A 23,668-nucleotide genomic window follows, 5' to 3' on the forward strand; every position below is an offset into this window, starting at 1 on the left:
TATTGGAAAAAGCCATCATTACGATGGCTTCAATCGACTCGAACAACGGTCGTATTTAATTCAAACGCCACATTGCCTGAGAGCGCGCGTGAAATCATACATTGATCTTTCGCTTTTTTGGCGATGCGTTCAACAAGTGTGATCTCTCGATCCGTCATCTCTGACGGGACTTGAATCGTTGTCGCATAGCGAATCGTCTCGTAAGTGAAGATGCCGTTCGTCACATCGACGATGCCTTCCGCATCAATCGTGATGCCACGGTGAGTCAAATCACTCCGCCCGAGTACGGCTGCGAGTGTGATGATATAACACGTGGCCGCTGCCCCGAGGAGCATCTCATCCGGATTCGTGCCGACTCCAGGACCGTCCATCTCGGGCGGAATTGAAATCTGTGTCTTTAATCGCTCGGCCTCGAGGGTACCGACGTCATTTCGTCCGCCATCCCAGCCGAGGTTCATGCTAAATGTATGTTTCATCAAAAATCGCCTCCAATGTCTCTAGTGTAAAAGAGAATGATTGGAGGCGCATTTGTTATGCTTGTGCACGCTTCGCGAATGTGCGAAGTGTTTCGATGATGACTGTTGTCGCTTTTTCCATGTTATTCACAGAGACATATTCGAACTTCCCGTGATAGTTCTCCCCACCCGTGAAGATGTTCGGCGTCGGGAGTCCCATGTAAGAAAGTTGCGAACCGTCTGTCCCACCACGAATCGGTTCGATCTTCGGTTCGATGCCAAGACCACGCATGACATCAGCGACGGTATCCACGATGTGTTTGACCGGCTCGATTTTCTCGGCCATGTTGTAATACTGGTCTTCCATCTGGAGTTCAATCCGTTCTTCCCCGTATTTTTGTTTCCATTCGAGGACAAGTTTTTCCATCAACGCTTTACGCGCTTCGAACTTCTGTTTGTCATGATCGCGGATGATGTATTGAAGCGTCGTCTTCTCGACGTCCCCATTGAAGCCGTTCAAGTGGAAGAATCCTTCGTAGTTGCTCGTCCGTTCCGGTGCCTCATCTGCAGGCAAACGGTTTTGGAACGCCATCGCGAGCTTCATCGAGTTCACCATCTTGTTTTTGGCGCTACCTGGGTGCACGTTCGTCCCGTGGAAGGTGACGGTCGCACCGGCCGCGTTAAAGCTCTCATACTGCAACTCTCCGAGTGGACCGCCGTCCATCGTGTAAGCGAAGTCCGCATTGAATCGGGCGACATCGAACTTATGTGGTCCACGTCCGATTTCTTCATCCGGTGTGAAGGCGATGCGGACCGGCCCGTGTGGAATCTCAGGGTGCGCCAATAAGTATTCGATTGCTGTGACGATTTCGGCGATTCCCGCTTTATCGTCCGCGCCGAGGAGTGTCGTCCCGTCCGTTGTCATGAGCGTATGCCCGACATACCCGTCGAGTTCAGGGAAGTCTTTTGGTGATAAAACGACATTCAATGACTCATTCAAGACGATGTCGCCACCTTCATAATGCTCAACGAGTTGTGGGGAGACGTTCGTTCCTGTGAAGTCGGTCGCTGTATCGACGTGGGCAAGGAAGCCGATTGTCGGGACATCATGATCGACGTTACTCGGAAGTGTGGCGAAGAGATAGCCGTATTCGTCCGTCTCGACGTCTGTCAGTCCGAGATCTTTCAATTCTTTCTCCAAATGGCGAATCAAATCCCATTGTTTGGCCGTCGATGGTGTTGTCGTACTTGTGAAATCCGACTGTGTATCAATCTTCGCGTACGTCATTAAGCGTTCAATTAATTTTGCTTGCATGGATTGCCCTCCTCTAATAAGTTTCATCTTCATTAGTTTATCACGCGCAATCGAAGTCGAAACAAAAAAGTCGCGCCCATCGATGGACGCGACCTGTTCAAAAGAGAAACGGATATAGAATCGGCAAGATAAACGAGGTGAAGATGGCCGTCAATCCCATCGCGGCTCCACCTGTTGCGCCGGACAACGGATGTTCCGTTGCCGCTTGAGCGGTCCCAATCCCGTGACTGATCGTCCCGAGTGTGAGTCCACGTGTGAACGGGTCGTCCATACGGATCCATGTCAAGAGTACCGGTCCGAGCATCGCCCCTAAAATACCGCAGGCGACGGCGATCGAGGCGGCAAGTGTCGCATCCCCCTCTAGTTGTCGAGCCAATTCAAGGGCAATCGGGGACGTCGCCGATTTGACCGATAGTGCAATCAATACGTTTTCGGTGAACGAAAATAACTTGCCAAAAAGTACAGCCACAAAGATTGTGGAAAGTGATCCGATGACAATCGCGCTCAGTGCTCGCTTTGCCCGGGCAAGTAGTACGGGTAAGTTGCGATAGAGCGGTAATCCGAGGGCGACAGTCGCTGGTCCGAGTAAGATGGTGATGAGATCGGTAGCCGGTTCATACGCATCATAGGATTGTCCTGTCACGAGTAACAGAAGAATCAAAATCGCTGTACTTAAGAAGACGACATTGGTGAACGGAGATGCCCACTTCATGGAAAGTCGACGACTGAGCGAATACACGAGAATCGTCAATCCGATCCAAACGTATGTCATGATGTCTCACCTTCTTTCCCGGAAACAAACGCGGTCACGACCATCCCCACCGCCATGCTGGCGAGTAACGTGATAAGGAGCGGGATACCGGCAGCTTTTAACAACGTACCGTACGCCATAAGGCCGACGGCAATGGGGATGAAGAAGAAAGCGAGATGCTTCGTCAAATATCCGGCACTGTCCTCAATCCATTCCACGCGAATGACTTTTGTTAGTAAGAGGATGAGCAACAGCACCATGCCGATGACGCTGCCCGGTACTTTCCAAGCGAACGTCTCGACCATCCAATTGCCGAGTGTGCTCAGTCCGAATAAAAGAGCGAGCCCAATCATCCATTTTAATAATTTCATATACATGACTTCCTTTCACGTCATTCAAAACGTATGAATCTTCTCAAATTCAACGAGAGAGGTCAAGAAAAGGGTATAACAAAAAAGGTGAGGGGTACATACGTTCGGCATGCTATACTACATCTATCATAAACAAGCGGGGTGTCGAGATGGAACTAAAAACGATTGAGCAATTTATTCAAGAGCACGAATTACAAAACGGGGAAGACATTTTACGTGCGTTCACGAAGCGAGTCAATTTGGCGCTTGTACCACGAACCACACGAGAAGAAGTTCAAATCGGTCATTCAAAATTCGGTGGGCATCCTGATTTGCCACATGCTGACTTGCATCCAGGGGAGAATATGACGTTTTTAGCCCAGTTCCGTTTAAGTGATTTAGCTGAGTTTGAATCCGTAGATGCACTCCCGAAAGAAGGTTTGTTGTCTTTCTTCTATGACTTGGAAGAACAACCTTGGGGAGATGCGGACGAACGTCATCTTTGGCGTGTCGTGTATACGGAAGACACGCAACTTGAGCGAGTGCGAGTTGGAGAAGCATTGAATGAACGTGCTGTTTCCTTTGAAGAAAGCTATGCAGAGAATGAATACAGTTTATATGAGCTGCTCGACGAAGAGATGTATGATCGGTTACTCGAACAATTCGAACAAGAAGAACTTCATGCAATCGGTGGACATCCGAGTGAAGTACAAGGTGATGTCTTTGAAGAAGTACAAGAAACCTATGGAGAACGATTCGATGATCCATTCTTGCTCTTTCAAATGGACACCTCTGAGGAGTTGGATATTATGTTTGGAGATGCAGGGATGCTCTATTTTCTCATTCCAAATGATGCCCTCCGTGCAAAACGATTCGAAGAAACCGAAATCATCATGCAGTGTTATTAAGCACAAAAAAGAGAGTCGACTTTTAAGGTCGACTCTCTTTTGCTTACGCTTGTTTTTTCTTACGGAATCGTGCGAAGAACTCATAGACGATTGGCACGATGAGCAACGTGAGGAGCGTCGAACTTGTGAGTCCGCCGATCACGGTGACACCGAGACCTTTCGAGATGAGTGCCCCACCCTCGAGACCGAGTGCGAGCGGTGCGAGTGCACCGATTGTCGCGAGTGCGGTCATCAAGATTGGGCGAAGGCGTGTGCCCGCTGCCTCGAGTAACGCTTCACGTGTTGATAAACCAGCTTCTTCTTTATGAATGACGCGGTCAATCAAGACGATGGCGTTCGTGACGACAATCCCGATCAACATGAGTGCTCCGATCAAGGCAGAAACCGAAATCGTCTCACCTGTGATGAGAAGGGCGACGAGTCCCCCGATAATCGCATACGGGAGTGAGAACAACACGACGAATGGCGTGAGTGCCCCACCGAATGTGATGACGAGTACCAAGTAGACGATGGCGATCGCGGCGAGCATCGCAAGACCGAGCTGTGTGAACGATTCTTGGATCTGTTCCGTTACACCGCCGACATCATACGATACGCCAGACGGGAGCTCGATGTCTGAAACGCGTTCTTCAATCGCAGTGGATGCCTCGGTCGCTTTATCCGTGCTGAGTTCAACACTTACTTGGGCGAGTAGCTTCCCGTCACGCTCGACGAGCGTGTCCGGTGTCGTGCCTTCTTCGATCTCAATGAAGTCTGAAATCGGACGTGGACCGAACGGTGTCGTGATTTCTTGTGCTTGCAGGTCATCGACACTGTCATACGTCACTTGCTCGTTCGGGATGACGACGTCTAACTGTTTGTCATCCACTGTCACACTCGCAAGTGGGCTTTCTGGTGCCTGGAACTGGCTGATGACTTGCGCGATTTGTCCCGCTGACACACCAGCTTCTGCAGCGGCTTGTTGGTCGACGTTGAACGTGTATTGTACATAGGACTCACGTAAGTCAGAAGTCGCCTGACGGACGTAGTCTGTCTCTTCTTCGATTGTTTCGATGAAGGTTGGCACAATCGCTTCTAAATCTTCAAGCGAGTTGGCGTAGACGTTATACGTGACACCGCTCGTAGCGCCACCACCTGAGAAGTCTTGTTCTTTCCACTCCCCATTCGAAGCGAGCTCGTTCAACTTCTCGATATCCGCTAATTTCACATCAGCGAAATCTTCTGTGTCTGGATCATATTGAACGATGAAGATTCCTTGTTTGTTGTTTCCGGGGTTCAGTGGATTCTCTCCACCGACCGTAAACTGAACGTCCGTTGCGTTCGGTTGTTCATCCATGAAGTATTCTTCTGCCACTTCTGCAGCGGCAATCGAATCTTCAAGCGTTTGCCCCGGTTCTGGGTCGAATGTGACATAAAGTGTCTTATCTGCTTCCTGGTTCAAGAAGTTGACGCCGATTGTCGGAACCAGTGCGAAGCTTCCGATCAGAAGCGCCGTCGCGAGTCCGAAAACGACTAGTTTATGGTTGAGTGACCAGTTTAGGACACCACGATACCAATCTGCGAGTTTCCCTGGACCTTCTTCCGGCTTAAGTTTATCGCGGTTCTTAAAGAACGAGTCGGCCATCATTGGTACGACCGTGATCGCGACAAGCAATGAAGCGAGTAAAGCAAAGACAACGGTCAAAGCGAACGGTAGGAACAACTCACCGACAAACCCTGTGACAAAGCCGAGTGGTAAAAAGACGGCAATTGTGACGACTGTCGACGAGGCGATTGGGATGAATACTTCCTTCGTTGCAGCGATAATCAATTCTTTTCCACGGAGCGGTTCATTCGCACGCGTGAGTCGGCGATAGATATTCTCGATGACGACGATGGAGTCGTCGACAACCCGTCCGATCGCGACGGTCATCGCACCGAGTGTCATGATATTCAATGTGATATCCAATTGCTTCAAGACGATAAGAGCCATGAGAAGCGACAATGGAATTGAAATGACGGCGATGATGGTCGAACGGAAGTTTCGTAAGAACACCAAGATAATTAAAATAGCGAACAAACCACCAAGTAGTGCTTTCGAAAGCATCGTGTTCACCGACTCTTCAATCGGTTCACCTTGGTCGAGTGTGATGGACACGTTCGCCGTGTCGTATTCTGCCTCGAAGTCATTGAGTACTTCTTTGACAGCGTTGACCACGTCGACTGTATTTGCATCTTGTGTTTTCGTCACTTGTAACCCGATTGAACGCTCGCCGTTCGAGCGAGAAATCGACTCTTCGATTCCTTTGTCCTCAATCGTTGCGAGTTCGCTCAACGCGACAGTCGGGACGGTCGTTGGAACGTTTGGCGGTAAGGTTGACGGTGTTTCTGTCGGAACTTCTGTCGGTGTTTCAGGTGTTTGACCGGTTGGTACGTCAGTTGGAGCAGACGGTGTCGCTGGAGTCGACTGCGCCGGTGAGTATGGGATTTGAAGATCACGGAACGCTTCGAGCGTCTCCGATTTTCCATCAATGACGACGGCCTGTTCTGTGTCACCAAGTTCGTATAATCCGAGTGCGATGCGCGCATCGTTCGCTTGAATCAATTGCTTGACCGCATCTTCGGTCAAATTGTATTCAGCGAGGGCGTCTTGGTCGAATTGAAGTTCAACCCGACGAATCTCTTGTCCGGCAATCTGAACCGTTTGCGCACCCTCTACTCCTTCAAGAGCAGGTTGCACTTCTTCTTCGACGAGTTTCGTCAATTCTGCTAAATCCAGATTTTCATCGGAAATGGCAGCCCCGATTACCGGGAAGGCATCAAAGCTGAGACGTGATACCTGAGGCTCTTGAGCTGATTCAGGTAGTTCGACGTTACTTAACGCGTCTTTGACTTGTTGTTCCGCTTCATCCATATCTGTACTGAAGTCATAATCGATTTGGATATTTGAGGCGTTTTGGAACGAAGAAGAACGAACTTGTTCCACACCGTTCAAGCTTTGAAGTCGGTCTTCTAAGACGGTACTGACTTCTTCGAGCACTTGCTCAGGGGATGCACCTGGATAGATGGTCGTGACCGAGACAGTTGGTGTCGTGATGTCTGGTAATGTCTCGAGCTTCATCGTTAGACCGGCGAAAAGACCGGCGGCCGTCAAGATGATGGTCATCAACCAAACCGCAAACTTGTTGTTAACGGAGAAGGATGTGATTTTCTGCATGGTTTTTAATCTCCTATATCTATTGTTTTTCTGATTGGTTGTCGATATCGTGTGCCCGTTCAATCAAGCGGGCGATGATGGCTTGTTTGAGTTCGGCAGGCGGCACCCCGACTCCGAAGTGTTCGGACATCATCATGCCTTCAAGCGCATAGCGAATGATCATCGTTTCAACAGGATCTGCCGTTTTCTGAAACTGTTCGAAAAACGCATCCAAGTCCTCTTTCCATCGATTCGCATACTCTTGATCAACAGCGAACAACGTGAGAAATGCAATCATCTTCTCGACGTCGATTTGGATGGCAGCACGCTCAGGATGCAACTTCGTTTCATCAAATAGACGAACGAATGCCTCGACAGGTCCATAGCCTTCTTGTTGCAATGAAGCATATAGCTCGTTTTGTTCTTGTTGTAATCGTTCGACCATGGCCGTTAGTAATGCTTCCTTTGACGCATAGTGATAGAGAAGTCCACCTTTTGAAACACCTGCTGTTTTGGCGACTTCATCTAATGTAAGGTGATGCACACCATGATTCATGATGATTTCCGTTGCCGCATCTAGAAGCTTTTGTTTCGTGACGTTCGATCGGTTTGTCATGTCTCCACCTCTTTCTGTACCGACCAGACGGTTTGTTTGATTTCACTATAGCGAACGCTTTCTTTTGAAGTCAAGAAATGATGCCTTTAAAACTGTTAGAAAGCGCATATTAGCCTTGGATACGATTACAGAAAACCCTTGACGTGAGAATGATTATCAGTGATGATAGGTACTGAGAGTAATTATCATTACCAGAGAGAAATAAACGAACGTGGGGGAATGACAGATGAACAAAAAATATGTAGCGTTAGGGCTTTCAGCAGCGTTGACGACATCACTCCTTGCCGCTTGCGCAAGCACAGACGAAACGACTTCAAATGAAGGTTCGGACGATTCGAATGTCGTGAATGTTTATTCGAGTCGCCACTACGATGTCGATCAGCAACTATATAAACAATTTGAAGAAGAGACGGGCATCAAGGTCAACGTCGTGGAAGGGAAGAGTGACGAGCTTCTCGAGCGTTTGAACACAGAGGGTGAGAGCACAGAGGCTGACCTCTTCATCACGGCAGATGCCGGTAACTTGTACCAGGCGAAAGAAGCGGGACATCTTCAAGCGGTCGATAGCGATGAGCTTGAATCAAACATCCCTGAAAAATACCGTGATACGGACAATGAATGGTTCGGTTTGACGAAACGTGCACGTGTCATCGTCTACTCGAAAGATCGCGTGAAACCAGAAGAGTTATCGACGTACGAAGCGTTGACAGAAGAACAGTGGAACGGCAAAGTACTCGTCCGTCCATCTGAAAACATGTATAACATCTCACTCCTTGCATCATTCATCGAAGTAAACGGTGTCGATGAAGCGAAAGAGTGGGCGAAGGGCTTAGTGAACAACATGGCACGCGACCCACAAGGGAACGACCGTGACCAAGCGAAAGCGGTCGTCGCCGGTGAAGGGGACGTGGCCATCATGAACACGTACTACATGGGGCTCATGTTGAATTCTGAAGACGAAGAAGAGAAGAAAGTCGCTGAACAGCTCGGTGTCTTCTTCCCGAACCAAGATACAACAGGCACGCACGTAAACATTTCGGGTATCGCGATGACGAAAGCATCGAAACATACAGAGAACGCTCAGAAATTGATGGAGTTCATGTCAGAACCGTCAGCTCAAGAGAAGTTTGCGAGTGTGAACTACGAATATCCAGTCAATGAGTCAGTCGAACCGAACGAACTTCTTCAATCATGGGGCGAGTTCAAAGAGCAAGACATCAACCTCTCTGCACTTGGAGAAAACCAACAAGAAGCAATCCGCATCTTTAACGAAGTAGGTTGGAAGTAAGATGACTTCGGCTTGAACGCGAGTTCAGGCCGGAGATTTTTGCGTTTCTCACACCCTAAGCGCTACACGGGACGCGTAGAAACTGATATGATGGGACAGGAATTGATTGTTTACAGAACGGGAGCGGTACGACATGAACTGGCACGCGGTAAAACGACAACTGAATGGATGGGCGATCCTCAGCTTTCTTGCGATTTTATTGATCGTCTTGCCGGGGATTGTCGTGCTCGTGGAATTATTCGCACCGGTCAATGACAACTGGCAACATATTCAAGAGTATTTGTTGCCCCGTTATGTGCGGAACACGTTGTTCATCATGGTGGCTACGGGCCTCCTGACGACAGTGATTGGAACGAGCCTTGCCTGGTTCGTGACCGTCTATGATTTTCCGTTCCGCCGCTTCTTTAAATGGGCACTCATCCTGCCGCTCGCAATCCCGCCTTATATCGGGGCGTATACGTATCACGGCATTTTAAATTACACCGGAGTGATTCAAACGACGCTAAGGAATCAGTTCGGGATCACGGTCGATCAATCGTACTTCAACATCATGTCGATTCAAGGAACCGTGTTTATTTTCACGTTGTTCCTCTATCCTTACATTTATACGATTACACGAGCGTTCCTGCACAACCAATCGTCTTCAATGATTGAGAATGCACGAATCCTCGGTCGCGGGTCGTGGGATATTTTCTTCACGGTCGTCATTCCGATATCACGAGTCGCCATCATCGGTGGGGTCAGTCTCGTGTTGATGGAAGTACTGAACGACTATGGTGTCGTGAAATACTTTGGGATTCAGACGTTTAGTACCGCTATCTTCAGCACATGGTTCGGGATGAAGGATACGTCGTCGGCGCTGAAACTGGCGGGCACGCTCATGATTCTCGTCATCGCCATCTTGACGATGGAACGGCTCGTCCGGGGACGGAAGCAGTTCAGTTACGCCTCGACGAAAGTAAAGCCGCTCAAACCGAGACCGCTTCAAGGCTGGCATCGCTATGCTGTATTCACATATGTCTCGCTCGTCTTTGCGATCGCATTTGTCATTCCGTTCACGCAGTTGATTGCCTGGACGTTCCTGACGTTCGATACGGTCTTCACGGAAGAATTTTGGCAACTCGTTTGGAATACGGTACGAGTCGCCTTTACCGCGACCGTAATCATCTTACTGTTCGCACTCATTATCGCGAACTATACACGACTCTTCCCGTCGAACATGACGCGTGTCATTTCGAAGGTGACGACACTCGGGTATTCGATTCCGGGAGCAGCGATTGCGATTGCGGTCATCACGCTCTTTTTGTGGCTCGATGACAAAGTACTCGACATGGCACGGGCGCTTGACCTAAGCCAGACATTCGTATTTCGGACGACGCTCATCATGCTCATCTTTGCTTACGTGATTCGCTTCCTTGCGATTGGATATAACTCGATTGAGAGTGGATTCGAGAAGGTCGGGAAGTCGTTCACGGAAGCATCCCGTATGCTTGGGTGGAATACGGTCCAAACGTTCTTCCGCGTCGATATTCCGATGATCAAGGGCGCAATCATGAGCGCATTTATCCTCGTCTTTATTGATATTATGAAAGAATTGCCGTTGACGCTCTTTTTACAACCATTTAACTTTTCAACGCTTGCGACACAGGCGTTCAAATACGTGAGTGATGAGAAGATTCACGAAGCGGCACTCGCTTCCATCGTCATCGTCCTCATGAGTGGACTGTTGATATTCGTTTCCCATAAGGTGCTTGATAAGGAGGCCGACTAATGTTCGTTCAAATCAACGATTTACATTTTAGCTATAAAGGTGCACATGAAGAGACCATCAAAGGGTTCTCGATTTCAATCACAAAAGGCGAAATCGTCTCGCTTCTCGGGGATAGCGGTTCTGGTAAAAGTACGATTCTCCGATTGATTGCCGGACTCGAGATGCCGAACCAGGGCGTCGTCGTCGTGAATGACTGTGTCTGTTGCGACGATTGCCAGTTCATGCCGCCAGAAGATCGTGGCGTCGGGATGGTCTTCCAAGACTATGCACTCTTCCCACACATGACCGTTGAAAAGAACATTCGGTTCGGTCTTCATAAACTGAGTCGTAAAGAACGAAATGCGCGTGTCGAAGAGATGCTCGAGCTCGTCAACTTGACGGAGTTCCGTCACCGTTATCCGTACGAACTTAGTGGGGGACAACAACAGCGTGTCGCGCTCGCTCGTGCACTCGCACCAAAACCAGCGCTCTTGATTTTAGACGAACCGTTCAGTAACTTGGATACGTCACTTCAACATCGGATCCGTGACGACCTTCGTCGTCTCTTGAAGCAGACGGGCACGACGACGATTTTCGTGACACACGATGAGGAAGATGCCGAGGCGCTTGCTGACCGCATCGTCTATCTCGGAGAAGGCAAAATTAAAAAGCAGGTCATGACGGAGAACAACAAGACGTTCAACCCGCAGATTCCTTGCTTCGTATAAGTTCGGCGCACTCATTGATAAAATGAGTGCGTTTTTATGTCGATTCCATCATTCGACGTATCGATTGTCTAAAACAGATAGATGTTCCTGCCAATCTGGCCAATAGGACTGAAGTGATGTGAGAAATTCATGCCCACCGAAACTGATCGTACTTTCATGAGATGCATAAATGACCCAGTTCATGTGTTGGTCAAACCAATAACGTTCTAAATAACGACCATCGTAACAAGGATCCAAGGAATCGGTATCGATTTGCCAGAGCGTAAGGTCCTCGTGTAGTTCAAAGACGACATCCGCGCCTCGACGCAATATCCATTGTTGGATTTCCTTGATTTTTTGATCATCCTCGTCAATATAGTCGCTATCGAACGCAATCACATCGGGGCGCCGGGCAGTCGATAGAGGGTACCAATAATGTGAATCGGTCACACCCCAAATGGAGCGAATTCTTCTCTTTAATTGACTGGCGAGAGGTGATGAAAGCTGAGTCCTCATGACATGTAAACTCCTTATCCTAAAGTTGATGCATGTTACTACCTTCACTACACATAAGAAATAGAAAAACGTCCTTAGCTGTTAGACTAAGGACGTTTCGTACTACTGTGCTGTCTGGGACGGCTTCGACTCATTTCCAAGCTGATCAATCGCAGTCACGTAGTAGGATGCGTTGTTCTCATTTGTGACCTCGATACTCTTTCTAGCATGGGATGGGACACTTTCGATACGAGTCGCTGTTCCGTTGACGACTTCATAGACGCGATATCCAATCACGCTCTCTTGACGAACGGCGTGCCATGTCAACAAGTTTCCTTTTAGTTCGACTGCCGTTGGTGTCTCGAGATCGACAGTTTCGTTCAGATTGGTCTCCACTAGCTCTGTATAGACGACGAATCGTTTATCATAGCCCCCGTCCCCGAACGTACCCGAACAGGTAATCAAATTTAAGTTTCGATTTGATGTGGCACCGAAAATCTCTTCGATTGGCGCGGTTTTCGTATCATATCGTTCTGTTTTCGTGACGCGGAATCGTAAGGTGTTTCCCGCCTCATCTTGAATCAGAACGTCATCGCCTTTAGTCAATTGGTCAAGTTGATAAAAGATGGCTGGACCGGTCTTGCTGTCGACATGACCAGCAATTACGGCATTTCCTTTACTACCTGGTGTGACACCGGGTTCGAACCATCCGACTTGATTTTCGTCTTCTGGAACGCCCATCTGTCCGTTTTCTAACACACCGACTTGTTCGATTGCGGTATCGATTTTGATTTTGGGAATTTGAATTTGAACGGGTGTGACGGCTTTCGCATGTTCTTCTTCCTCTGCTAACCGGAGCTTCTTCACCTCTTCCTGTAGAAGTGAGAATTCAGCCGTTAAATCCGGGCTCTCCTCTATTTGTTTTTCTTCTACAGGTGGTGACGACGATTCTTGGGCGCTCGTCCACGTCCAGAAGCTAAAACAAAAGAGAGAGAGCGCCAGAAACAAAAGGCGCTTGTTCATGGGACTCCCTCCTTATTGATTATTGTTCAGACACTTTACGTTTGCGAAGCGTCACGAAGGCGAGTAAGATTCCGCCAAGGACAGCAAGTGCAGCGTAGAGGCTGTTCATTGATTGTTCTTGAGCGCCACCGAGACCTGTTTCAGGCATCTCTTCAGGCATCATTGTTTCTTCAAACTTGTCAGGCATTTGTGTCACGATCGCGTTACCGAGTGTTTCACCAACACCGAACATGAACGCATATCCTTCACGGAATGACATCCAAGCCGCTTCTGCATCACCTGCGACATATTGATCGAACGTGTCGAGTACGAGCGCTTCGTGTTGTTTGATCGCTTCTTCACCTGCAGCTTGCGGTAAGTTACCTTCTGTTGCTGCATCGAGGAATGTGCTGAAGTCGACGGCGAATGTGTCGAGGCGCATCCGAGCGTCTTTAATCATCTCTTCGTCACCTTCAAGTGTTGCGGCAACGATATCACCTTGTGCTGTGATGTGGTCTGTGTTCCAGATTTTCTCGAACTGTGCGGCACCTTCATCGCCATATACGGATGCGATGGCTGCTTTAAAGTCGAGTGTGTTTTGATCTTCTGCCCATGTCACGTAGTCATAGTCCTCTGCTTGATCGTACCCTTTTTGCATACCGATGGCAGCAAGGGCAAAGTGTTCACCTGCGAGACTATTTAATGTTGAGCGGAGTTCAACAGCTGGTGTGTCGGCTCCAGTCGTGAATTTGTCAGGCATTTGTGTGACGATTGCACCTGAGAGGGCTTTACTGATGTTGAACATGTGCTTGTAGCCTTCACGGAACGTCATGTAAGCTTCTTCGTAATCTCCTTCGACATAGTTATCGAATACAGAGAGGACTTGGTCTTCATGAAGTTCAAGTGCATCAGCTGCTGCTTCCTTCGGTAAGTTACCTTCTGTTGCTGCATCGAGGAAAGTAGAGAACTCATCTACGAACTCATCGACTTCTGCTTCCGCTTCCATGCGTAATTCTTTATTGTCTGATTTTGCTGCTTCTACAAAATCAGCTGAGTAGTCGTTATGACCACGGAAGATTTCTTCGAACTTCATGCCGCCTTCTTCCCCATAAATTGATGAGATCGCTGGCGTCATGTCGAGTGCGTTTTGATCAAGTGCTTTCATCGAAACTTCAGCATCTGCGGCCTCGTCGTATCCTTTCATCATCGATGTGACGGCTAATACGTAGTGCTCAGATAACAGTTGGTCGAGTGTCGCGCGAAGGTCACCTGCTGGTGTGCTCGCTGTCGGCGTGTGATCCGCTGCTTGCGCGTTCACTGGTACGAGTAGTCCTAAGGCAAGTGCCGGGGCTACGATTTTGTTTAACGTCTTCTTCTTCATGGGTAATCGCTCCTTTTCGTAAGTGAGTGTTGTCGTTATTTACACCCATCTAACGGAGCGGTTCAAAAAATGGATCACTCTTTTTTTATTTTTTTTCGTTTTTTTGTTGAAGAGTGCGATAAACCCCCGGTGCGACGCCATATTTTCGTTTAAAAATTCTGTGGAAATATGGATAACTTCGAAATCCAGACAGTTCTGAAATCGTTTCTAATGAATGTTTTGTATAGCGCATTTGCTCCTCGGCAAGCTGAAGACGAATTGATTGTGCATATTCGATGATGGTCATTCCAGTGTTTTCTTTAAAGAGATGGACGGTTCTTGAAACACTGAGTCCGACCGCAGTGGCGACATCCGCCACTTTGAAGTCAGTTGTTACACGTGCCTCGATAAAGCGCATCATGCGTGAGACGACGGGAGGTCGAGAATGGACATGGGCATCTTGCGTCGAACGATCAAGCATGAGTAAAAGAGCCTGTACGAGCGTTTCGATTAAGGCATCGCTCTGTTCAGAGGGTGGCCGACGTACTTCTTCCGTAATATGTTGCCAAAGGGAAAGTAGTCGGGGGTCAACATTTATAGAATAGGTGCGCTCGCGCGGAATGGCGTTCCACCATGAATCAATGGAGGAGCCGGTACAAAAAATATGATAGTCTCCGCTCGCAGGCGTATCGACATGCAATTCATACATATCTCCGGGAGAAACGAGTAACAAGTCACCGGGGCGTGTCAACATCGTTTCTCCGTTTACGACAACCCGTGCCGTCCCTTCTGTTTGCAGACGGATTAAATAGGTGTCTAGTGTAGTAGCAAATGGAAAAGTATAAGTCGTTGTATGGTACGAATAGCCACAAAAGCCGATTTCCATAATAATCTCCTCATTTAATAGCAAAATTGTGCATATTTTAATCATATCATGAATGGTCTCGGAAACTTGAAGGCAGTACGATGAAAGCGTTGAAACGGAAAACGAACTTCAAGGAGGACCTAACATGAAACAATGGTGGAAAGAAGCGGTCGTATATCAAATTTATCCACGTAGCTTCAATGACTCAAACGGAGATGGGATCGGCGATATTCAAGGGATCACAGAAAAGATGTCTTATTTGGCAGAGCTCGGAATCGATGTCATCTGGCTCTCGCCGGTGTACGATTCACCGAACGACGACAATGGATACGATATCCGTGATTACCGTGCCATCATGGACGAGTTTGGTACGATGGATGATTTTGATGCGATGCTTGAAGAAGCGCATCGTCACGGCATTAAAATCATGATGGACCTCGTCGTCAACCATTCTTCGGATGAGCACCAATGGTTCATGGAGTCGCGTTCTTCAAAAGACAGCCCATACCGTGACTACTACATTTGGAAAAAAGGGAAAGATGGTCAACCTCCAACGAACTGGGGGGCCTTCTTCGGCGGTAGCGCGTGGCAGTATGACGAAGCGAGCGATGAGTACTACCTCCATCTCTTCAGTAAGAAACAACCGGATTTGAACTGGGAAAGCGAGACGCTTCGTCGTGAAGTGTACGACCTCATGACATATTGGCTCGATAAAGGGGTCGACGGGTTCCGGATGGACGTCATCAATATGATTTCAAAAGATCAAAGCTATCCTGATGGTCAAACGCGAGGGACGGGGTATGGTGACGGCACGCCATTCTTCTTTAACGGACCACGCATCCATGAATTCATGCAGGAGATGAATCGGGAAGTCTTGTCGAAATACGACACGATCACGGTCGGAGAGATGCCAGGGGTCAGTGTGGACGAAGCGAAGCTCTACACGGGAGAAGACCGCAACGAATTGAACATGGTCTTTCATTTTGAACACGTGGATGTCGGGAACGGGAGCTTCGGGAAGTGGAATCCGACGGACTGGAAGTTGACTGAGCTGAAGACGATTTTCTCGCGTTGGCAAGAAGGGCTCGAAGAGGAAGGGTGGAACAGCTTGTACTGGAGTAACCATGACCAGCCTCGTGCCATCTCACGCTTTGGAAACGATTCGCCCGAGTATCGCGTCCGTTCCGGGAAGATGCTCGCGACGCTTCTCCATCTATTGAAAGGGACACCATACATTTATCAAGGGGAAGAGTTCGGTATGACGAACGTCGCCTTTGACTCCATTGACCAGTATCGGGACATTGAGACGTTGAACGCCTATCGCGATTACACATCAAACGGGTTATTGACGCACGACGAGATTTTCCGTGGCATCCATGAGCGAGGACGTGATAATTCACGCACACCGGTACAGTGGTCAGACGAAGCACATGGTGGATTTACGACAGGGACGCCTTGGATTGAGGTCAACCCGAACTATGTCGACATCAACGCGGAAGCGGCACGAAAAGATCCGAATTCACTCTTCCATTACTACCGTCAGTTGATTGCGCTCCGTAAAGCGAACCCAATCGTCGTCTACGGGAAGTATGAGCTGTTGTTACCGGAAGATGAGGCGGTCTATGCGTTCACACGGTCGTTCGAAGGTGAGACCTGGCTCGTACTCTGTAACTTCTCCGACGAGACACAACAACGAGAGTTACCATATGACGTGAAAGAACGTGTCATCGGAAATATGGAACCGATTGAACCGTTCACCCTTCGTCCTTACGAGGCACAAGTGTATAAACTGTGACGAAAAGCTCGCCAGACGGCGAGCTTTTTTGAGTGCATACGTATCTTCTCTCGATGATTCGGGAATAATGTAAGTAACGTCTGACATGAAAAGAGGGAACGACATGGGTACTTTGATTGCGTACTCTTCCAGATATGGGACGAGTGAAAAAGTGGCGGCTTTACTCGCCGAACGTCTATCGGGTGACGTTCGTGTCCAAAATATCGTAGAAGAGCCAGACATCATGTGGGAAATGGTAGACCACGTCATCGTCGGCAGCTCGATTCGAATGGGCACCATCCAAGACGAGATGAAGGAATGGTTGATGCTTCATGAAGCACATTTGCTTGAGCGCCCTCTCGCCTTGTACTTGTGCGCGGGAACACCGACAGAGTCCGAACGGATTCGTGAGCTAGAAGAAGCGTATCGTTCCACACTCCGCAACCATGCTTATTTCGTCGAGGTCGTCGGGAGCGGCTATGACTTTGAACGAATGGGCTTTTTGGACAAAGCAATCGTCCGCATGATGGCCAAACAGAAAGAAAGCTCACTTGAACTCGATGAGAGCAAATTAAACCAGCTCGTGGAGGCGGCTCAAACATCCGAACGGACACGATCTGAAAATCCCTGAGCGAGCAAGTCTTTCGCATCAATCGGACTTTTCGTGGAGATGAGCACATCTCCGCTTTTTTTCTGCCCTTCAATCTGATGAAGGGCGAGGTGTTCGAGTTGACGACCGATTTTTAAAGCGATGGGTGCCGATTCGTGGCATCGTAATTGTTCGATGCTCACATCATCGGTCCGGTTATCTCCTCCGAACAGTTCGAGGTCGGCTCGGGCTGTGGTGAACCCGCGTACGGAGACACGCTTCAGTTGAACGCGTCTCGATTTGTATTGAATCGCAAGCGCCGGGTGCTGTTCGTAATCGTAAAGTGGATCTCCGATTGCGGTCAATCCATGAATCAAGACATCCTGGTAGGCAGAAACGACCAAACTTCGGGGTGAGGATTTTGCATACAACGGACTGCGAATCGGCTCGAGGGACACTAAGTTCGTACCAGATAGGAAGCGGGCCGTTTCTGAATTCGGATCGTCTGCCAAATGATGACCGATATGGCGGAAGTTAAACGAGCGATTGTCGTGAACGGAGAGATGTCCGAAGATATGGACATCGTGTGCTGCTGATGACGTTCCATGTGCTTTTACTTCGATGCCTCCAAAACACCCTTCCGTTCTATTGTGAACGAGCGTGACGTGTCGCGATCCGTCATCAATCTCGATTCCGTTCGAGTTGGAGAACCCTAAGGCGTGTGTCCGTCCATGAGGATGGTGACAATAGCAGTTAGTGATGTAGATGGCGTCACTGTGGTGTGTCGTGATCCCGTCATCCCCGTAATTCGTCGCTTCGAGATGGTCGAGATGGATATATCGACTCCCGTTTGCCGCACGTAGTCCGTCTCCTAAGTAATGATAGTGCGGAGACGTGATATCGAACGCATGAAGACCGGCATGTTTAGCCGTCACATGATGCACCCAGCCATACGTCACATGCGCAAACGTTAAGGCGCTCGATGTCGTGTCACCGCTCGTCGTCCGTTTCACATCACCTAATCGCGCGACGTTCCAATCGAGTGTCAGATGAGATACCTCGATGTGGTGATTTCCGGCAAAAGGCGTAGCGTTCCGCAAGAGTTGGCGATGCTTCGGTGCACGGTCAGATAGTTTGAGAATCGTGACATCTTGTCCGGCGCCTTCGAGCGCACAGTTCGAAGGAAGACGGATGCCTCGCACGACATACACACCTGCCGGGACGAAGACGCGCCGGTTCGAGCGGATGGCAAGACGAAAGGCGAGGGTACAATCCGTTTTTCCATCTCCGACAGCGCCATAGTTCGTAACATCGACGTGTTGTTTCGTCGTCTGCATCAAGTTCAAATATTCAGCATCGAGTCGGCGCATCCAGACGGGGCGAACAATTCCGTCAACGAGTTCGAGCGGGAGTGACGTTTCGATAGGGGTGATCCGTTCCGTCAACGGAATCCGACAAGGGATGGTTTGTTGTTTCTTTGAGTAAGACGTTTCACGCGTAGCTTTATGCCATTCGAGCGTTTGTGGAATTAAATCTTCTTCGGACCAATCGGAATAAGAGGCAATCATTGATGCAATGGACTGTTGTTCAGGTGAGTGTTTCATCATAAATCCTCCTAGCGTCATCTTCTCTAGCTTGTACCCGTTTCGGTCCGTTTTTTAGCAATCAGAAGTATTTACTAGACAGAAGCATCTAGTCGTGTTATATTCAGTATGTGCTTAATTAAGAATAGCTGGAATCATAATTCACAAGTGCTTGGGATTATTTTTCATTAGATAATCCAAAGGCTTGTATTTTTTTTGGTCAAGTTTTTTCTAGTAAGGCACTACTATAACGCATAGCGTTTATTTCAGGAGGGTTCATTCATGAACACAGGTAAAGTAAAATGGTTTAACTCAGAAAAAGGTTACGGCTTCATCGAAATGGAAGGCGGAGACGACGTATTCGTACACTTCTCAGCAATCCAAGGCGACGGCTTCAAAACACTTGAAGAAGGCCAAGAAGTAACTTTCGAAATCACTGACGGAGCTCGTGGACCACAAGCTTCTAACGTTGAAAAAATCTAATCTTCCTTTCTAAGGAATATGATACCTGCTCGCATCGGCGAGCAGGTTTTTTTGTGTTTAATCCTATAGTTTGAGGGAACAGTATACGAGCGACAAATCATGAAGGAGGAATTTGGAATGAGTGCAAAAGAAACAGCTTTGAAAATCCTAGATTCGAGTGATGTCGGTACGATGGCTACGGTGTATAAGGTAAAACCACATAGTCGATACATGACATTTTTCCATGATGATCTCACACTCTATACGGCAACTTCAAATGAGACAGATAAAGTGGAGGAATTAGAGAAGAATCCATATACACATATTTTAATTGGTTATGACGGAGATGGAGTGGGCGACACCTACTTAGAAATCTTAGGGAAAGCGACCGTTTCAGATGATGAATCGATGAAAGAAAAAGTATGGAACGAGAAACTCGAGGGCTGGTTCGACGGACCGGACGATCCGAAACTCGTTATTCTCAAAATCGAACCAGAATCGATGCGTGTAATGAACAAAAAAGGTCAGCCACCTCAAGAAGTGACACTATAATTTCCTTAAAGGCACCTAAATCAGGTGTCTTTTTTTGGATGAATGTGAATAGAATATGGCATACATATGGACGAATCATGAACAAAGGGAAATACATATGTGAATAGGTGAGCATGAATGGTATATTGTGAATGTAATCACATTATTCATTTATTCAACTTCTTGAAAGGGAGGAATCATCATGTTCACGAAATTTTGGCAAAATCACAACATTGCCACAGCCATCTTGACAGTGTTGCGTGTATGGCTCGGTTATCATTGGTTAACAGCAGGGTGGGGTAAACTCACAGGTGGTTTTGGAACGGAAGGTTTTTTAAATAACGCACTGACTCTCGCAACTGGAGATCATCCAGCCGTCGCAGGATGGTGGGCTGCATTCTTGGAAAACTTTGCGATTCCGAACGCTGGATTATTCGATGTCCTCATTCCTTACGGCGAGTTCTTAGTCGGTCTTGGATTATTGCTCGGTGCACTCACACGTAGCGCGGCGTTCTTCGGATTGGTTATGAATATGGCCTTCTTACTTTCTGGAACGGTCAGTACGAACCCGACCATGTTAATCGTATCTGTATTGATTTTGGTGGCTGGACATAATGCTGGAAAAATCGGTGTGGATGGATTGTTCCTTCGTCGCTTTGTCGAAACGAAAGTCATGCACCGTTCACCAAATCGTCAAATAGCCTCGTAAATTCCGTGCTCTCTCCTGTGACAAATCTCTCATGTTTCGGCTACGATAGATATAGCCTACAGAGATAAAGGAGAACGCATATGACTACGACTCATTTTAAATGGCTTGGTTACACAGAAGGGGTATCCTTCCTGTTGTTACTATTGATTGCGATGCCACTCAAGTATATGGCCGGTATCCCACTCGCGGTCAGTATCGTCGGTGCGGCACACGGGTTCTTGTTTGTTGCCTACGTACTTGCAGCCATCTATATGGCATGGCGCTACCGCTGGGGATTCAAAGTGTTGACGCTTGCCGTGATGGCATCGGTCATCCCATTTGGACCATTTTTATTAGAAAAACGGGTACTCCCGTCAACAGAGAAGACATCGAACTGATTCGTTCGATGTCTTTTTCGTTAGGACACTTGTTCCATTGACTGAGCTGTTGCTCGTTCTGCTCGAATGTCATGACGGATACGGTGCATGGAAAATAAAGTGAGACTAAGCAAACAAATCATACAAATGGTATAGAGGAGAGAGACTAGTATTAAATCACTTAAAAATCCGAAAAGAATGAAACCGAGTGGTGTGATTCCCATCGCCAGCGATTCGAGAACTCCCATTACACGACCTAAATAATTGGGATCTGTATTCGTTTGTAAATACATTTGAATCGGGATATTGGCTCGAATAACGAAGAGACCACTTAGTAAAGCGAAAAACGAAAAGAATACGATAGCAGGCAATACGCTGAACTTAAAGTAAAGTGGGATGGCAGGACCGATGAACAATAAACTTAAAACAATTAAGGCACTTCTCATCGTTGAAAGTCGGTATTTAATTTTAAAGAACGGTAATGCATGTAATAACGAAGCGACTAAAAATCCGATAGCGAACATACTTTCTAAAAATCCAAACTGAAGAGGTGAGACTCCGACTTCTTGTAATGCGGCAATAGGGAATAAGACTTCGGATGCGACAAAAAAGAAATTAAGAAATGTAGCGAGGAGGGCGATGGTCCATAAAACGCGCTGTTTTTTCAGATATTGAAAACCGGATTGCACTTCTTTCCAAGTCGACTGAGACGTCTCTTGAGTATTACGGGATTGAAATTTAAGATGGGTGGCGACTAATCCTGCAATGAAAAATAAGACAGCTGAGCTGAACAAGAATACGGAAATCGGTAGAATTTTAAATAAAGCTCCGGCCAATAAAGGTGTGCCGATACTTGAAAATGAGATGATACTTTGGATTAATGAGTTGGTTCGTTGTAACTCTTCTTCCTTAAACAGAAGAGGAATCGAGCTAGACAAAGTCACTGATAGGAAAGTTGAAAAAACAGAGAGTAATGCGGTGATCAAAAGATAAGTAAGGACATTAAATGTCCAAATTAAGCTCGCAATTCCGGCAAGAACAAAGAGCAATCCATTTAATGTTTCCATATTTACGATGACACGCTTACGATTTAGTTTGTCTGCATAAGCACCAGCGAAAGGTGAAAGTAGGATGCGAGGTAGGGTTCCTGCTAATAAGACAATCGCAAATTGTAACCCAGACCCAGAAGTGGTGAGAACGGTCAATCCGGCGATAAATGTGAACAAGTTTGAGGCGAACAACGACATGAATTTTCCGATTAACAAGATGTGTAGATTCGAAAATGATTTTTTCATAGGAAGTCTCCTTTACAAATTAGTTAAATGTGATTTAACATTATCATAAAGGTATCGGGATGAAATGTAAATAGAAAGTTCAATATAATTTAACTTTTAGGGGTGTCATATGATTGGAGAGCGCATTAAAACATTGCGAAAACAGAAAAAAATGACTCAAACACAGTTGGCGGAAGGCATTGTCACGAAATCAATGCTTAGTATGATTGAGAATGGAAAAGCGGAGGCATCGATGCGCAGTTTGCGAGAACTCGCCAATCGACTGGATGTCTCAGTACAGTTTTTGCTCAAAGACCCTAGAGAGTCTGAACTACAAGAACTTGTAGAGGAAATTGAATATGCAGATATGGGTTTTATGAAATGGGACAATAAAGATATTATCGAGCGTTTAGAACCGTTTCTTGATAATGACATGCAATCAATTTGGTTGGGACGTGCGTATGTTTTTTATGGTGATGCGATTTTGACGAATGATAATCGTGATTTAGTATTAAATTATTATGATCGCGCGATTGAGTTATTTGAAAGATTAGGAGAAAAAGATGAAATTGCAATGACTCGAATCGGTCAAGCATACTATTTAATGCATTGGGATCGATTTGATGAAGCGAGTGAAAAAATAGAATTGATTGAACAGCTCGATTCTCAAGCGATGAAAACAAAAACACGTATCGAATTTTATATGTTGCTCGTTTTTAAAGAGTTACTTTATAACGCTCAGTTGTCTCGCGCTATTCAATATTTAGAAGAAGCGTTAAATTATATGAAACAGACACGAACTTATTATCGAGCAGATGATGTATATCGAGCTCTCGTCATTTGCGCACTATATCGAAAAGAGAACGAATTGATTCAGAAAGCAATCATGAAAGCTCGGCAGTATGTTGATTTTACCGAAGATGATTCTTCTAAAATGAGGTTGGCGTTTACAGAAGGTTTAGTGGCGATGAAGCAGAATAATGTGGATTTGATGGGGGTTCAACTAAATATTATCGAAGATATCTTGCATAAAGAAGAACGTTATGTGTTGATGAACGAAGAAAAACGCTTCATTACTCCTCTTGAAATGTTCAAAGGAGTGTATTATGCGATGAAAGGTGATATCGGAAAAGCAGATGTATTCTTAAATGAATTGTGGGAGAGAAGAAATGAATGGCAGCTGAAGCATAGTTTGATTGATCAAGCCATTTATTTAGAAGGACTGTTACTTGGTACCCTTTACGGATGTGGGAGTCAATGGTTAGAGGAGATTGAAGCGCTTATTGATCAATTCCCTGAAGGGTACTATCACCAAAACTTAACGGAGTTACTTATTAAAATCAAGGGCTGACG

At 47.0% G+C, this 23,668-nt stretch carries 23 protein-coding genes; 11 read left to right on the forward strand and 12 right to left on the reverse strand.

What is annotated here, in order from left to right:
* Positions 1-29: 29 nt before the first annotated feature.
* The 4 genes from KNO66_RS11270 to KNO66_RS11285 form a co-directional block, all read right to left on the reverse strand.
* Positions 30-479 (reverse strand): SACOL1771 family peroxiredoxin, encoded by a 450-nt coding sequence (locus KNO66_RS11270; RefSeq protein WP_396136464.1) that lies wholly within the window; start codon positions 477-479, stop codon positions 30-32.
* A gap of 52 nt (positions 480-531) precedes the next feature.
* Positions 532-1,770: a peptidase T gene (gene pepT / locus KNO66_RS11275; protein WP_214742564.1), complete on the reverse strand. Its 1,239-nt coding sequence runs from the start codon at positions 1,768-1,770 to the stop codon at positions 532-534.
* Positions 1,771-1,867: 97 nt separating this feature from the next.
* Entirely contained in the window at positions 1,868-2,542 is a 675-nt protein-coding gene (locus KNO66_RS11280) for an LrgB family protein (RefSeq protein ID WP_015880412.1), read from the reverse strand.
* The gene (locus tag KNO66_RS11285) at positions 2,539-2,892 is read right to left on the reverse strand and encodes a CidA/LrgA family protein (RefSeq protein WP_214742565.1); all 354 of its coding nucleotides are present in this window, start codon (positions 2,890-2,892) and stop codon (positions 2,539-2,541) included. The genes KNO66_RS11280 and KNO66_RS11285 overlap by 4 nt, the downstream gene beginning before the upstream one ends.
* 149 nt (positions 2,893-3,041) lie before the next feature.
* Between KNO66_RS11285 and KNO66_RS11290 the strand changes: the two genes are divergently transcribed.
* A complete protein-coding gene (locus KNO66_RS11290) occupies positions 3,042-3,779 on the forward strand; it encodes a YwqG family protein (protein ID WP_214742566.1) in 738 nt (245 codons plus the stop codon).
* 43 nt (positions 3,780-3,822) lie between these two features.
* Here KNO66_RS11290 and KNO66_RS11295 read toward each other — a convergent pair whose 3' ends face one another.
* On the reverse strand, positions 3,823-6,975 hold the full coding sequence (locus tag KNO66_RS11295; RefSeq protein WP_214742567.1) for an efflux RND transporter permease subunit: 3,153 nt from the start codon (positions 6,973-6,975) through the stop codon (positions 3,823-3,825).
* A gap of 19 nt (positions 6,976-6,994) precedes the next feature.
* Positions 6,995-7,570: a TetR/AcrR family transcriptional regulator gene (locus KNO66_RS11300; RefSeq protein WP_214742568.1), complete on the reverse strand. Its 576-nt coding sequence runs from the start codon at positions 7,568-7,570 to the stop codon at positions 6,995-6,997.
* Between the two features lie 226 nt (positions 7,571-7,796).
* On the opposite strand from KNO66_RS11300, the gene KNO66_RS11305 reads away from it, so the two are divergent.
* The 3 genes from KNO66_RS11305 (at position 7,797) to KNO66_RS11315 (ending at position 11,336) form a co-directional block, all read left to right on the forward strand.
* Complete coding sequence (locus KNO66_RS11305; protein ID WP_214742569.1) at positions 7,797-8,858, forward strand: Fe(3+) ABC transporter substrate-binding protein; 1,062 nt, start codon at positions 7,797-7,799, stop codon at positions 8,856-8,858.
* A 133-nt stretch (positions 8,859-8,991) separates the two neighbouring features.
* Complete coding sequence (locus KNO66_RS11310) at positions 8,992-10,629, forward strand: ABC transporter permease (RefSeq protein ID WP_214742570.1); 1,638 nt, start codon at positions 8,992-8,994, stop codon at positions 10,627-10,629.
* On the forward strand, positions 10,629-11,336 hold the full coding sequence (locus KNO66_RS11315; RefSeq protein ID WP_214742571.1) for an ABC transporter ATP-binding protein: 708 nt from the start codon (positions 10,629-10,631) through the stop codon (positions 11,334-11,336). Before KNO66_RS11310 ends, KNO66_RS11315 begins: the two co-directional genes overlap by 1 nt.
* A 48-nt stretch (positions 11,337-11,384) precedes the next feature.
* Here the strand turns inward: KNO66_RS11315 and KNO66_RS11320 are convergent, their stop codons facing one another.
* From KNO66_RS11320 to KNO66_RS11335, 4 genes are all read right to left on the reverse strand, one after another.
* On the reverse strand, positions 11,385-11,831 hold the full coding sequence (locus KNO66_RS11320; protein WP_214742572.1) for a hypothetical protein: 447 nt from the start codon (positions 11,829-11,831) through the stop codon (positions 11,385-11,387).
* 102 nt (positions 11,832-11,933) lie between these two features.
* Entirely contained in the window at positions 11,934-12,833 is a 900-nt protein-coding gene (locus KNO66_RS11325; protein WP_214742573.1) for a class F sortase, read from the reverse strand.
* A gap of 19 nt (positions 12,834-12,852) precedes the next feature.
* On the reverse strand, positions 12,853-14,193 hold the full coding sequence (locus KNO66_RS11330; RefSeq protein ID WP_214742574.1) for a globin family protein: 1,341 nt from the start codon (positions 14,191-14,193) through the stop codon (positions 12,853-12,855).
* An 85-nt stretch (positions 14,194-14,278) separates the two neighbouring features.
* Positions 14,279-15,058 (reverse strand): AraC family transcriptional regulator, encoded by a 780-nt coding sequence (locus KNO66_RS11335; protein ID WP_214742575.1) that lies wholly within the window; start codon positions 15,056-15,058, stop codon positions 14,279-14,281.
* 124 nt (positions 15,059-15,182) lie between these two features.
* On the opposite strand from KNO66_RS11335, the gene KNO66_RS11340 reads away from it, so the two are divergent.
* Entirely contained in the window at positions 15,183-16,832 is a 1,650-nt protein-coding gene (locus KNO66_RS11340) for a glycoside hydrolase family 13 protein (RefSeq protein ID WP_214742576.1), read from the forward strand.
* A 103-nt stretch (positions 16,833-16,935) separates the two neighbouring features.
* Positions 16,936-17,442, forward strand: coding sequence for a flavodoxin domain-containing protein (locus KNO66_RS11345; RefSeq protein ID WP_214742577.1), 507 nt, complete (start codon positions 16,936-16,938; stop codon positions 17,440-17,442).
* On the opposite strand, the gene KNO66_RS11350 is transcribed toward KNO66_RS11345, so the two are convergent.
* Positions 17,406-19,004 (reverse strand): glycoside hydrolase family 55 protein, encoded by a 1,599-nt coding sequence (locus KNO66_RS11350; RefSeq protein WP_214742578.1) that lies wholly within the window; start codon positions 19,002-19,004, stop codon positions 17,406-17,408. The genes KNO66_RS11345 and KNO66_RS11350 overlap by 37 nt on opposite strands.
* A gap of 261 nt (positions 19,005-19,265) precedes the next feature.
* On the opposite strand from KNO66_RS11350, the gene KNO66_RS11355 reads away from it, so the two are divergent.
* The 4 genes from KNO66_RS11355 (at position 19,266) to KNO66_RS11370 (ending at position 21,062) form a co-directional block, all read left to right on the forward strand.
* Positions 19,266-19,466 (forward strand): cold-shock protein, encoded by a 201-nt coding sequence (locus KNO66_RS11355; RefSeq protein WP_015880427.1) that lies wholly within the window; start codon positions 19,266-19,268, stop codon positions 19,464-19,466.
* Positions 19,467-19,583: 117 nt separating this feature from the next.
* The gene (locus KNO66_RS11360; RefSeq protein WP_214742580.1) at positions 19,584-19,997 is read left to right on the forward strand and encodes a pyridoxamine 5'-phosphate oxidase family protein; all 414 of its coding nucleotides are present in this window, start codon (positions 19,584-19,586) and stop codon (positions 19,995-19,997) included.
* A gap of 181 nt (positions 19,998-20,178) precedes the next feature.
* Entirely contained in the window at positions 20,179-20,685 is a 507-nt protein-coding gene (locus KNO66_RS11365) for a DoxX family membrane protein (protein ID WP_214742581.1), read from the forward strand.
* An 80-nt stretch (positions 20,686-20,765) separates the two neighbouring features.
* Complete coding sequence (locus KNO66_RS11370) at positions 20,766-21,062, forward strand: DUF3817 domain-containing protein (protein WP_214742584.1); 297 nt, start codon at positions 20,766-20,768, stop codon at positions 21,060-21,062.
* A gap of 20 nt (positions 21,063-21,082) precedes the next feature.
* Here the strand turns inward: KNO66_RS11370 and KNO66_RS11375 are convergent, their stop codons facing one another.
* Entirely contained in the window at positions 21,083-22,336 is a 1,254-nt protein-coding gene (locus tag KNO66_RS11375) for an MFS transporter (RefSeq protein ID WP_214742586.1), read from the reverse strand.
* Between the two features lie 109 nt (positions 22,337-22,445).
* Between KNO66_RS11375 and KNO66_RS11380 the strand changes: the two genes are divergently transcribed.
* Positions 22,446-23,666: a helix-turn-helix domain-containing protein gene (locus tag KNO66_RS11380; protein ID WP_214742587.1), complete on the forward strand. Its 1,221-nt coding sequence runs from the start codon at positions 22,446-22,448 to the stop codon at positions 23,664-23,666.
* The last annotated feature ends 2 nt before the right edge of the window (positions 23,667-23,668 follow it).

The sequence above is a fragment of the Exiguobacterium sp. s48 genome (assembly GCF_018617395.1).
In the GTDB taxonomy this organism is placed as follows: Bacteria; Bacillota; Bacilli; order Exiguobacteriales; family Exiguobacteriaceae; genus Exiguobacterium.